11 protein-coding genes and 1 pseudogene are annotated in these 12,892 nt (G+C 45.7%); 10 read left to right on the top strand and 2 right to left on the bottom strand.

The window, feature by feature from the left end; all coding sequences use genetic code 11:
• Nucleotides 1-87: 87 nt before the first annotated feature.
• The 7 genes from pdxR to KI350_RS18730 all read left to right on the top strand — a co-directional run bounded on the left by pdxR (nt 88) and on the right by KI350_RS18730 (nt 6,513).
• Complete coding sequence (gene pdxR / locus KI350_RS18760; RefSeq protein ID WP_065644541.1) at nt 88-1,509, top strand: MocR-like pyridoxine biosynthesis transcription factor PdxR; 1,422 nt, start codon at nt 88-90, stop codon at nt 1,507-1,509.
• A gap of 101 nt (nt 1,510-1,610) precedes the next feature.
• Nucleotides 1,611-2,528, top strand: coding sequence for a DMT family transporter (locus KI350_RS18755; protein WP_079289168.1), 918 nt, complete (start codon nt 1,611-1,613; stop codon nt 2,526-2,528).
• Between the two features lie 119 nt (nt 2,529-2,647).
• On the top strand, nt 2,648-3,367 hold the full coding sequence (locus tag KI350_RS18750; RefSeq protein ID WP_003179658.1) for a YebC/PmpR family DNA-binding transcriptional regulator: 720 nt from the start codon (nt 2,648-2,650) through the stop codon (nt 3,365-3,367).
• Nucleotides 3,368-3,511: 144 nt separating this feature from the next.
• Nucleotides 3,512-3,721, top strand: a complete 210-nt coding sequence (locus KI350_RS18745; RefSeq protein ID WP_020450493.1) for a helix-turn-helix transcriptional regulator — start codon at nt 3,512-3,514, stop codon at nt 3,719-3,721.
• The gene (locus KI350_RS18740; protein ID WP_023855788.1) at nt 3,714-4,028 is read left to right on the top strand and encodes a DUF2178 domain-containing protein; all 315 of its coding nucleotides are present in this window, start codon (nt 3,714-3,716) and stop codon (nt 4,026-4,028) included. The genes KI350_RS18745 and KI350_RS18740 overlap by 8 nt, the downstream gene beginning before the upstream one ends.
• Before the next feature lie 159 nt (nt 4,029-4,187).
• On the top strand, nt 4,188-5,645 hold the full coding sequence (gene yfmT / locus KI350_RS18735) for a benzaldehyde dehydrogenase (RefSeq protein ID WP_025810370.1): 1,458 nt from the start codon (nt 4,188-4,190) through the stop codon (nt 5,643-5,645).
• 16 nt (nt 5,646-5,661) lie between these two features.
• On the top strand, nt 5,662-6,513 hold the full coding sequence (locus KI350_RS18730) for a methyl-accepting chemotaxis protein (protein ID WP_020450500.1): 852 nt from the start codon (nt 5,662-5,664) through the stop codon (nt 6,511-6,513).
• A gap of 157 nt (nt 6,514-6,670) precedes the next feature.
• Here KI350_RS18730 and cyoE read toward each other — a convergent pair.
• A pseudogene (gene cyoE / locus KI350_RS18725) lies at nt 6,671-7,589 on the bottom strand (heme o synthase).
• Between the two features lie 128 nt (nt 7,590-7,717).
• On the opposite strand from cyoE, the gene KI350_RS18720 reads away from it, so the two are divergent.
• The 3 genes from KI350_RS18720 (at nt 7,718) to KI350_RS18710 (ending at nt 11,869) form a co-directional block, all read left to right on the top strand.
• Entirely contained in the window at nt 7,718-8,323 is a 606-nt protein-coding gene (locus KI350_RS18720; RefSeq protein WP_020450502.1) for a TetR/AcrR family transcriptional regulator, read from the top strand.
• Between the two features lie 147 nt (nt 8,324-8,470).
• Entirely contained in the window at nt 8,471-9,895 is a 1,425-nt protein-coding gene (locus KI350_RS18715) for an SLC13 family permease (RefSeq protein WP_212930572.1), read from the top strand.
• Nucleotides 9,896-9,979: 84 nt separating this feature from the next.
• Entirely contained in the window at nt 9,980-11,869 is a 1,890-nt protein-coding gene (locus tag KI350_RS18710) for an ABC-F family ATP-binding cassette domain-containing protein (protein WP_065644543.1), read from the top strand.
• A 29-nt stretch (nt 11,870-11,898) separates the two neighbouring features.
• On the opposite strand, the gene KI350_RS18705 is transcribed toward KI350_RS18710, so the two are convergent.
• Nucleotides 11,899-12,813, bottom strand: coding sequence for a LysR family transcriptional regulator (locus KI350_RS18705; RefSeq protein ID WP_065644544.1), 915 nt, complete (start codon nt 12,811-12,813; stop codon nt 11,899-11,901).
• Nucleotides 12,814-12,892 lie beyond the last annotated feature (79 nt).

Below are 12,892 nucleotides of genomic sequence, written 5' to 3'. Positions count from 1 at the left end.
TCCATCTTAATAGACGTTTGGTAAAATGGCTTCAACCAGTTTTGAGAATATAAACCCAACCACTTATCGATAAAAGGAGATCCATTTATGCCCCACGCGCCAAAATACAAACAAATCATTCAATTTATAAAAGAGAAGATTGCAAATGGAGAATGGCCGATCGGCACCAAAATTCCGAGTCAGCGTTCATTGGCCAAACATTTCGCTGTGAACAGAAGCACGGTGATTACAGCTTTGGAAGAATTAATAGCCGATGGATTAATAGAAGGCAGAATGGGGAAAGGCACGATCGTTATAAACAATACATGGACATTGTTGGCCAAACATTCGACCCCTGATTGGGATAAATACGTGGCAGCCGGATTCCAGCAGCCCAGCCGGAAAACGGTTCAGGAAATTAATCAATCTGAATCGAATTCAACATTGATACAGCTCAGCAAAGGCGAACTTTCAAATGAATTGTTTCCGCTGGACATTATGAAGGAGATGATGGAGAAGGTTGCTCATAACATGGATGCCTTTGGGTATGAGGAGCCAAAAGGTTATCTTCCTTTAAGAGAGGCGTTGAGCAGCTATTTACAAACGGTCGGCATCCACGCTTCCCCGTCTTCCATCTTAATCGTTTCCGGCGCGCTGCAAGCATTGCAGTTAATCGCCATGGGGCTTTTGCAAAGCGGATCAACCGTTTTTCTTGATCAGCCGTCTTACCTTTATTCGCTGCATGTCTTTCAATCTGCGGGAATGAGGATGGCCGGATTGCAAATGGATGAAGAAGGCCTCATGCCAGAAAGCATCAAGATGACGCCAAACATGCGGACGAGAGCCATTTTGTACACCAACCCTTGTTTTCAAAATCCGACCGGAGTGTTAATGTCCAAAAAGCGGAGGGAAGAGATTCTGGCTTTCAGCGAACAACACCACCTGCCTATCATTGAAGATGATATATACCGCGAATTATGGATTGATGCACCGCCGCCTGCTCCAATGAAAGCGATGGACAAAAACGGCCGCGTCTTATACATTGGCAGTTTTTCGAAAACGTTGAGCCCGGGATTAAGAATCGGCTGGATCGTCGGCCCGGAGCCGGTCATTGAACGTTTATCAGATATTAAAATGCAGACGGACTACGGCTCGAGTTCACTGTCTCAGAGAGTCGCAGCCGAATGGCTGACATCTGGGCTTTATCAGAAACATTTGGAAAACGTCAGAGAACAGCTAAAAATAAGAAGAAACTTTGTGTTGCATGTGTTAAAAACAGAGTTGGAAGGACTCGCGGAATGGAGCGTTCCAGCAGGCGGCTTCTTTATTTGGCTGAAGATATTGCCGCCGGTATCCATGAAAACTCTTTATGCCAAAGCACTTTCAAAAGGAATTCTCTTTAATTCCGGCGTCATATACGGGCAGGAAAGAGGCGATTACATGAGGCTGTCATATGCATTTGCTTCCTGTGAAGACCTGAAGAAAGGGATTACGCAATTAAGCGGACTGATTAAAATGCTGTCTGGTTGATGTGCATGAGTTGAAAATATTTATTCCAAAAGAAATAAATTTTACCTTATTTTTGTTAAACTTAAAAAGGATTTTAAATACATCATGACAGGAGAAACCTTATGCGGAACCCAATTTCAGTTTATTTTTCTTTAGCTCTCGCCATGGCGATCGTCGGGAGTTCGGTTGTTGTCGGCAAGCTGATGGTGAAGACGATTCCGGTGTTTTTGTCGTCAGGCATTCGTTTTTTTATCGCGGCTGCCGTTTTAATGATCTTGCTTTTTTGGATTGAGAAAGGCATTCCCGCTCTATCGAAAAAAGATGTCTTTGTTCTTTTGCTGCAGTCTTTTACGGGTGTCTTTCTGTTCAGCATCTGCATGCTTTACGGGGTTAAGCTGACGACGGGGATGGAAAGCGGCATTATTACGAGCACGACGCCGATGGCTGTCGGTATTTTGGCTTTCTTTTTATTAAAAGAAAAAATAGAAAAGAGAATGGCCGCTGGCATCGTGCTGGCCGTTATCGGCGTGATGGCGATCAACCTGTTCGGGGCCGGCGGCGAAGCGGGGAGCCCTTATGCATTGATGGGAAATCTGTTAATCGCGGCCGCAGTGATCGGTGAAGCGATGTTTACGCTAATGGCAAAATTGCTGTCGCCCCATATTTCCGCATTGGCGATTTCGGCGTTTGTTTCCTTGTTCGGTTTTTTGTTTTTTCTACCGTTTGCGGTCATTGAGGCTGTCTCGTTTGATTTTAGCGTTCCCGGACTTCTTGATTGGTCATATGTCCTTTATTACGCGCTGATTGTTACGGTGCTTGCTTTTTACTTATGGTACAACGGCGTGACGAAAGTGCCGGCGAGCGTTTCCGGGATTTTCACTTCGGTTCTCCCCGTATCGGCCGTTGTGCTCTCAGGCGTCATTTTGAAGGAGCAATTCACACTGGTTCATTTGACCGGAATCGTGTTTGTAATTGCAGGAATTTTCATTACTGTTTTGAAAAAAGAGCAGAAGAAAGACAGCGGAAAACTCGCATCTTAAGACGGATTTCCAAAAAAATGTCGTAAATTCGATGCATCAATTTGATGAAATCGCCCGGCCCTGCGGTATAATAGATTTTGTGAATGAAAGATTCAATGTTGAAAGAGAGTGGTTACATCATGGGCCGTAAATGGAACAATATAAAAGAGAAGAAAGCGTCCAAGGATGCGAATACGAGCCGAATCTACGCCAAGTTCGGCCGCGAAATCTATGTGGCGGCAAAGCAGGGAGAGCCCGACCCCGAACTGAACCAGAACCTGAAATTCGTGCTAGAGCGCGCCAAAACATACAATGTCCCGAAAGCGATTATTGAGCGGGCGATTGAAAAAGCGAAGGGCGGTTCTGAAGAAAATTATGACGAACTGCGCTATGAAGGCTTCGGGCCGAACGGAGCGATGGTGATCGTTGACGCGTTGACAAACAACGTCAACCGCACGGCTGCCGATGTGCGCTCCACATTTGGCAAAAACGGCGGAAACATGGGTGTGAGCGGATCTGTCGCTTACATGTTTGATCCGACGGCCGTCATCGGCTTTGAAGGGAAAACGGCTGATGAGACGCTCGAATTATTGATGGAAGCGGATATTGATGTCCGTGATATTTTAGAAGAAGACGATGCGGTGATCGTCTATGCCGAGCCCGATCAGTTCCACGCCGTACAGGAGGCGCTGCAAAACGCCGGCATCACAGAGTTCACGGTGGCCGAGCTGACCATGCTCGCGCAAAATGACGTCGCCCTTCCTGAGGATGCGCGCGCGCAGTTTGAAAAACTGATTGACGCGCTGGAAGATTTGGAAGACGTTCAGCAAGTTTACCATAATGTCGATTTAGGGGCGTAAAAAGAAATCGTGAAGTAAAAAGATAGATGAACAGGCGAAAGTCTGTTTTGTCTATCTTTTTTTATTTGTAAAGTTAACTTGACACCTGATTTTTTGTTAAGTATACTTTACGTATAGTAAACTTTACATTCCGATGGAGGAAAGATGAAAACGTTAATAAAGGAAAAGCGCACTTCGCTGAACATGACACAAGAAGAACTGGCTAAAAGGCTCGATGTGTCAAGGCAAACGGTGATTTCCCTTGAAAAGGGGAAGTATAAACCTTCACTTGTTCTGGCGCATAAACTGGCTCAAATTTTTGAATGTCTGATTGAAGATTTATTTATTTTTGAGGGGGATGAAAATATTGACTGAAACGATGACAAACACACTGATCGCTTTAGCAGGTTTAGGAATAGGCGTGCTCGGGATCGTAATTATATACAGTGTGAACAAACGGATTGGAAAAAAAGAGAGGCTGTTCGATGAACGCCAGCAGAAAATTAATTATCAGGCTAAGGCGCTCTCCTGGAACATTACAATGGCGGCTATTTTAATGGCCTGGACATTGGCAATTATTTTCCAAGGGATTTCCTTTTCATTTTTCTTAATAACAGGTTTATATATCCTGCAATGTTTATCAATGCTGATCACAACCGTTTACCTTGCGCAGAAAAACTAAGATGGTGCTGTTCCCCTTTGTATCCGGATTTTACCGATTTATCGGTAAAATCTTTTTTTATATCCAAAAGACTCATGAGATTGAATTTTCTTGAAAGACTGCCGATACATAAGATGTAGTCTAACTTTTCCCAAAACTGTTTGATAGGAGATGGACTGAATGATTCAAATGACTGACCTCAACCGTCAATACATAGGAGGGGAATGGAGAGACGGCCAAAGTGAAAGCGTCTTGGCCGATCTGAATCCTTTTACCCATAAAACGATTACCTCTTTTCGGAAAGCGACGCGGGAGGATGTCGATGCGGCGTACAAATCTGCGCTTGAGGCGAAAAAGAAATGGGATAACATCAATCCCTATGAAAAAAGAGCGATTTTAGAAAAAGCCGCGGCTTATATTGAAGACAATAAAGAAGCGATCGTGTACCTCATTATGGAGGAACTTGGCGGAACACGGCTGAAAGCGGCTTTTGAAATCGATCTTGTCGTCAATATGATCAAAGAAGCGGCAGGTTTCCCGCTCAAAATGGAAGGTAAAATTCTCCCTTCACCGGTTGATGGGAAAGAAAATCGGATATACCGCATTCCGGCGGGAGTGGTCGGTGTCATCAGTCCGTTCAACTTTCCGTTCTTTTTATCTGTAAAATCGGTTGCACCTGCGCTTGGCGCAGGGAACGGCGTTGTCTTAAAGCCGCATGAAGAAACACCGATTTGCGGCGGCACGCTGATTGCAAAGATTTTTGAAGAAGCCGGTCTTCCGGAGGGACTTCTGAATGTTGTCGTCACGGATATCGGGGAAATCGGCGACAGCTTCGTTGAGCATCCGATTCCGAGAATCATCTCGTTTACCGGATCAACGAAGGTCGGCAGCTATATCGGACAGCTGGCGATCAAACATTTTAAAAAACCGCTGCTTGAACTCGGCGGAAACAGCGCATTGATTGTTCTTGAGGATGCCGATTTGGAATACGCCGTCAATGCCGCGGCTTTCAGCCGCTTCACACATCAGGGGCAAATCTGCATGTCGGCCAACCGGATTCTCGTTCAAAAAGAAGTGTATCCGGAATTTTTAAAGCTGTTCAGCCAAAAAATCTCCGGGTTTAAAACGGGTGATCCGCTGGATCCTGAAACTGTGATCGGCCCTGTCATTAATGAACGCCAAGCTGAACATTTAAGAAAATCGATTGAGAAAGGCATCGAAGAAGGCGCCACACCGCTTCTGAAAGGCGATATTAAAGGCAATCTCGTCGAGCCGACGATTCTTGCGGATGTCACGTCTGACATGTCTGTCGCCAAGGAAGAGCTGTTCGGCCCGGTTGTGTGCGTCATGCCGTTTGAGACCGAAGCAGAAGCGGTTGAGATCGCGAATGACACTTCGTTCGGACTGAGCGGAGCCGTACACACGGGAAATGTGGAGCGCGGCGTTGCCATCGCGAAGCAAATCGAGACGGGCATGATCCATGTCAATGACACAACGATCAACGACGAGCCACATGTCGCTTTCGGCGGTGAAAAGCAATCTGGAATCGGCAGGCTGAACGGCGAGTGGAGCCTTGACGAATTTACAACGTTAAAATGGATTTCCGTCCAGCACCAGAAAAGGATTTTTCCATATTAAAAGGAGGATTTGATACATGAATGAAGCAGTAAAAACGGACATCCACCCGCTGCTGGATGCTTTTGTGAAAGTGGCGCCGTTTCTGAATCAGCTGATTCAGGACGATGTGACAGTGGGGATTTACGATACTGAAAAGCTGATCGTCAACATTCCGGGAAAGACATTTTCCCTTGATGTCAAAGCGGGTGATCCTTTGCAGGAAGGCGATATTATTACAGACGCCATCCGCCAAAACAAAAAGAAAGTGAGCATGGTGCCTAAGGAACTGTTCGGCTTCCCTCTTGCGGCGAGAGCGATCCCGCTCCATGACGAGAACGGAAGGGTTATCGGCGGAGTCGGACTCGGTACGAGTCTTGAAAAATCGGATCAGCTTCACCGCGTCGCAGAAAGCCTGTCGGTCATCGTCGAGCAGACGGCCTCAGCCATTCAGGATATCGCCGAATCTGTCAGCGGGTTTTCCGGACAAATGTCCGACATTTCCAAGCAGGCGAAAGAAGTCAGTGAAAGCGCCGGAGAAATTGAGAAAATTTCAGTTACCGTAAAAGGCATTTCAGATCAAAGCAACCTGCTCGGACTGAACGCGGCGATTGAAGCGGCGAGAGCCGGAGAGTCAGGAAAAGGGTTCTCCGTCGTCGCCGACGAAATCCGCAAGCTCGCGACACACTCAAAAGAAAACGTCGGGCAGATTGACCAAATCACGAAGAAAATCCACGCGTTATTGAAAGACCTTGAGCATTCGATCGAAGTCATCAATGAACATACGAGCGGCCAGGCCGCCGGCGTTGAACAAATTTCCGCCACCATGCAGGAGATCAGCAGCAACGCGCATAACCTCGCCAAGATGGCGGAACATCATTTTGAAGACTAGAGATAGAAAAAAACTGCCTGACAATGTGTCGGCAGTTTTTTTACTAACACTACTACACTAGCGATTGAAATGACTGCCGTAAATATGGCTCATGAGTATGCTCTTTCCCGTCACACTGCAATTCCTTCAAACGTGTAAAAGAGACGAAATCAAATAACTATATATTGAAAATAACTCCGATAAGAGAATAGATAATGACAGTCGAAAAAAGAATTGTCATATGAATCAGAGAGTAAATAAACATGGATTTTGCCCATTTCTCTGAATCCATTTTTTTGTAACCATACACACTAAGAACCAACCATATGACACCTAATATAAGGGAAACAAGCATAATGCCGAGGCTCAAAGAAATAAAAAGGAGACTTGTCCCGATGAGGATGATTAAATAAATATTAGTTTGTATATATGTTCTTTTAACTCCTTTGATAACAGGGAGCATTGGAACTTTCGCAGCCTTATACTCATCATTTTTTCGAATGGCTATAGCATAGAAATGAGGCATTTGCCATATCACAGATGTCACAAAAAGACCGAGAACAGCAGGATGTGTGATGTCCGGATAGGACAGCTGACCATCCAATAAGAGGCGGCATAGCTCCGCCGATACTCCCGACCTCTGTATTGTAAACTGTTCTTCTCTTACTCCACATGGTATACGGGACAATATAAAAAAACAATCCTAGAAACCCTAGGAGTGCTGCCAGAGAGGTGGTGAAACCAAGGATTATTACACCAAAAATCATCATAAAGATACCGAGCCATAGAACTGTTTTAGGCTTTATTTCTCCTGTAGCGGTTGGTCTGTTTTTGGTTCTCTCCATAATAGAATCTATATCCCGGTCATATAAGTTGTTAAAAGCTCCTGCCGCTCCCATTACTAAAATAGACCCAATTAATGCAAAAAATATTTCTGGTAATTTCTCAGAAAGGCTGATTTTATAAGTATATAAAGATAATGTTAATCCAGAAAACATCGGAATAAGGTTAGATTTAATAATTCCTGTTTTAATGGTTTTTGACAATATGATGGACACAGGTCGTTTATCCGTTTTGATATTATTTTCAATTTGCATGATTCTTCTCCTCTTTTTAATGGCAACACGTTGATTTAGTGAAGTGCTAGTGATACCTTTTAGAATATACATACTATATGGTATGTTAATTCTGAACAGTATGATTGTCAATAAGAGGAGGAAGAAGAATGCTTAGAAGAAGGCTAACCCAAAAAGAGCGAAAAGAGGAAACACGTCAATTGTTGTTAGAATCGGCTGTTGAGATTTTTTCGGAGCTTGGCTTTCATGGGGCTTCTGTTGAAAAAATTGCTGAACATGCCGGATTTAGCAAAGGAGCGGTTTACTCCAATTTTAAATCTAAGGAAGAGCTCTTTCTGGCCTTATTGGAACAACAAATGAATTTACAAGTGAATAACATCGATCAAATCATAAATAATCAGCATTCACTTTCATATTTTATTGAAACAATGAATGATCATTTTGTCTCAGTGGTGAAAGAAAATCAAAAGTGGATGATTTTAAATATGGAATTTCTTCTTTATGTGATGCGTAATGAGTCAGTGCGCTACAAATGGTCTTGCATGATCAGGGAGTCTGTGGACCGGATCTCCAAGTCTGTCGCGAAACTAATGTTGAAAGAGAATCATGAGGTTACGCTATCTTCGGAAGAAATCGCTTGGACTATTTTTTCACTTGAAAATGGTCTTGCGATATTCAATTTTATTAATGGAGAAAGCGTCCCGATGAATTTATATGGAAAAGCGCTAAAAAATTTGCTTTCAGCCTCTGAGTGACTTTTTAATAGAGAAGTTGTACTTTTCAATTTCTAGGCTCAGTGTCATACATTAATTTAAATTTTATTTTAAATTTTTTAGAGGAATTTTCCCCGGGCGAAGCGAAAGTGATGAATGGGAAATCGCTTTCAAAGGGGGAAGGGGTAAATGAGAGTATATACACCGACTAAACTGACCGGATTGTTATTGGGGCCGATCAGTTTTTTGCTGATTCTCGGCTTGATACCGGAAGCTGAGTTGGCTTACGCGCCGCGGATCGTTCTTGCGGTTACAGCTTGGACGGCCGTCTGGTGGATTACGGAAGCCGTGCCGATTCCGGCGGCATCGCTCTTGCCAGTCATTTTGCTGCCGACATTGGGCGGTTTAGATATGGAAACGACGGCCAAAGCATACGGCGATCCGATTGTGTTTATGTATATGGGGGGATTTATCATTGCGATCGCCATCGAAAAATGGAATCTTCATAAACGGATGGCCTTGCATATTTTGAAGCGGATCGGGGCTGAAAGCCATCGAATCGTGCTCGGCGTGATGGCGGCGACGGCGTTTTTATCGATGTGGATTTCGAATGCAGCCACCGCTTTGATGATGCTTCCCGTAGCGCTTGCAGTTATTAAAGAAGTGCAGGAAAAAGAAATTTTAAAAGGCGAATCGCTGCAGAAGTTCAGCAAAAGCATTTTGCTGGCTGTCGCGTATGCGGCTTCGATCGGCGGACTTGCGACATTGGTCGGTTCCGTGCCGAATGCGGTCTTTGCCGCGATGTCCAAACAGATGCTCAATCACGAAATTATGTTTTTTGAGTGGTTTTTATTCGGGTTCCCGGTTTCCGTTCTGTTTCTTGCTATTTTATATGTTTATTTAACGAAAATAAAATTTAAAGTGAGCGCCTTTCAAGGAAAAAAAACTGATTTTATCGATCATGATTTAAAGGCGCTTGGCGCAATGACGAGGGAGGAAAAATCGGTTTTTGCCGTTTTTTTGTTGATCGCATGTTTGTGGATGTTCAAATTCATCCTGCCGTTTCAAATTTCAGATACGTCGATTGCGATTTTCGGAGCGTTTTTGCTGTTTTTAATTCCGAGTACAAAGGATGAACGGATTTTGGAATGGAAGGATATGCAGACGCTGCCATGGGGGCTACTTCTGTTGTTTGGAGGCGGCTTGTCGCTTGCAGCCGGTTTTTCGGCGACCAATCTGACGGCGTGGATCGGCGGCAAGCTCAAGCTGTTGGAAGGCCATCCTTACTTATTTGTACTGATCATTTTGACGGCTGCCATTTTATTTATGACCGAAATCATGTCTAATACGGCTGTCGCCAATATGGTGATTCCGATGACGATCGGTCTTGGCGCCGCGCTTCAAGTCGAGCCGTACGGGCTGATGGCGGCAGCTGCGCTTGCTTCATCATGCGCCTTTATGCTCCCGATCTCCACCCCGCCGAATGCGGCCGTTTTCAGCTCCAATCTGCTGACGATGAAGGACATGGTCAGGGCGGGTTTTTGGCTCAATATCGCAGGTGTCGTCTTGATCGTGATCAGCGTATATTTCTGGCTTCCGGCCGTCTTCCTGTAATGTCCGTGAAAAAGCTCTCACTAGTTTTCTTGCATCATCTGCATTAAAATAAGGTTATGACATTACGTTAGGATTGGTAGACAGATGAGCATTTTTAAAGCGGAAGGTTTATATAAAACTTACGGAGATAAAACATTATTTGACCATATATCGTTTCATATTGAAGAAAACGAACGGATCGGCTTGATCGGACCGAACGGAACGGGAAAAAGCAGTTTGCTGAAAGTGATCGCCGGCCATGAATCGACCGAAAAAGGAGACATCACCAAGCCTGGCAGCCTCCATATCGAGTACTTGGATCAGGATCCTGATTTGGACGGTCCGGAAACCGTACTTGAGCACATTTATTCGGGAGATTCCGTGATGATGCGGACGATGAGGGCGTATGAGCAGGCGCTTCAGGAGCTGAATGCTTCGCCTGATGATCCGAAGAAGCAGGAAAACCTGCTGGCGGCACAGGGGAAAATGGACGAACACGGCGCCTGGGACGCGAATACGGCGGCAAAAACGATTTTAACGAAGCTTGGCGTCGTGGATGTGGCAAAAGAAGTGAGCTCGCTATCCGGAGGGCAAAAAAAGCGGGTTGCGATCGCAAAAACATTGATTCAGCCTGCTGACCTCCTCATTTTGGATGAGCCGACAAACCACCTTGACAATGAAACGATCGAATGGCTTGAAGGCTATTTGAGCGGGTATCCGGGCTCTGTCGTCCTCGTCACCCATGACCGCTACTTTTTAAACCGGGTGACAAACAGGATCTATGAGCTGGATCGTGGGCACCTATACACATACAAAGGGAACTACGAAGTGTTTTTGGAAAAGCGGGCCGAAAGAGAAGCGCTCGCCGAACAAAGCGAAACGAAGCGGCAAAACCTTCTCAGAAGGGAGCTTGCTTGGCTGAGAAGGGGAGCTAAAGCCCGTTCGACAAAACAAAAAGCAAGAATTCAGCGAGTGGAGGAACTAAAGGAACAGGATTCGCCTGAAACCGGTTCTTCCCTTGATTTTGCCATCGGCTCCCATCGTCTCGGCAAGCAGGTAATTGAAGCTGAAGGTGTTGACATCAGCCGCAGCGGCAATCAGCTTGTCCGTTCATTCGATGAACTGATTGTGCCGGGGGACCGGATCGGCATCATCGGACCGAACGGGATCGGCAAAACAACGCTTTTAAACGCGCTTGCCGGCCGCGTCAAGCCTGATGGAGGGCAGATCACGATCGGCCAGACTGTAAGAATCGGATACTATACACAGGATCACAGCGAAATGAACGATGCGCTGCAGGTCGTCGAATACATTAAGGAGACGGCTGAGGTCGTCAAAACGGCCGACGGACAAGTGGTCACAGCTGAGCAGATGCTGGAAAGGTTCCTTTTTCCGCGGAGCATGCAGCGCAACTTGATTCGCAAGCTGTCAGGCGGAGAAAAGAGGCGCCTTTATCTTTTGAAAGTGCTGATGGAAGAGCCGAACGTCCTGTTCCTTGATGAGCCGACAAACGACCTTGATACCGAGACGCTCGGAGTGCTGGAAGATTATTTGGAACAGTTTCCCGGCGTTGTCGTGACCGTTTCCCATGACCGCTATTTCCTTGACCGTGTCGTCGACAGGCTGCTTGTATTTGAAGGCAGCGGAAACGTTTCGCGTTTTCAAGGTTCATACAGCGAATATATGGAGAAGCAAAAGGAGACCAGCCGTCAAAAGCCGGCGCCTGAAGCCGCGGAACCTGCCAAACCTGAGAAAAAGAAAAGAAAGAAGCTGTCTTATAAAGATCAGCTGGAATGGGACGGCATCGAAGACAGAATCGCCGCTCTCGAAGAAAAGCATAAACGGCTTGAAGAGGAAATCGCCGCCGCCGGCAGCGACTTCGCCAAGATTCAGACATTGATGGAAGAGCAGGCGCAAACAGCCGCAGAGCTTGACGAGGCAATGGAGCGCTGGACCGAGCTGTCGCTGATGATCGAGGAGCTGGAACAATTGTAATGGAAGCTGCCGGGAAATCCCGGCAGTTTTTAATTTGTCGGGCTTTTTTCAGCATCGTTACAAAAATAGCCGATTACTTTTTCCTTTAATAAAGACGCCGCCAGACTCAGCTCTCTGTCTTGATGGACGATGAGCCCGTGGGTGGAGACAATCGGGGCAGTCACAGGCAGCAGTTTGAATTGCTTGGCTTCAAGTTCTTGTTTGACGGCGATTTCAGGAATGAAGGCAAAGCCGATGCCGCATTTTACCGCCTCTTTGATCATGGCGATGCTTGGGTACTCCAGGGCGCTGTTTCCTTCAATCCCGGCATCTTGCAATAATCTGCCCGCTTTTGTGTGGTAGACGCAGCTTGTGCCGAAGCTGATGAATGTTTCGCGACTAAGAGCGCCAAGGCTCTCAGATTCAACCTTTTCAACGAGATCATTGGAAGCGATGAACACCAGCTTTTCTTCGAGCAAAGGGGTAAAAAGGATGTCGGGCCTATTCGGATTTTGCGGTACGATTCCGAAATCGACGGCATGATTTTGCACCTGCTGAACGATATCGTGCTGAAACCCGTTTTCCAATTGCAATCTGATCTTTGGATATTCTTTAAGAAAATCCCGGATCAGGAGAGACGTGCGCGTCAGAAAAAATGATTCCTGCATGCGGATGCGGACGGTTCCTTGCGGCTGATCCAGTTCATTCATCGCTTCTTCCAAGGTGCTGCCTAAATGAATAAATTGATAGGCATATTTGCTTAGCTTCAAACCGGCCGGTGTCGGCTTCACACCTCTTGACAGCCGTTGAAACAAACGCTGTCCACAAGCCTGCTCCAAAAGCTGAATATGGCTGGTGACTGTCGACTGTACATACCCCAGCCGATCAGCGGCGCGGCTGAAGTTTTTTTCTTCCATGACGGCGATGAAGGTTTTAAAAAATTTACCCTCTAAAAGCTCAATCATAGCTTGTCATCTCCTTGATATCGAAAATCAAAATGATTTCTATCGTAATCATTCATAAGTAAAATGTCTCTCCCCATGA

This window comes from Bacillus sp. J41TS8, assembly GCF_018333035.1.
Lineage (GTDB): Bacteria > Bacillota > Bacilli > Bacillales > Bacillaceae > Bacillus > Bacillus paralicheniformis.
This window is presented reverse-complemented; position numbering and strand designations above follow the sequence as displayed.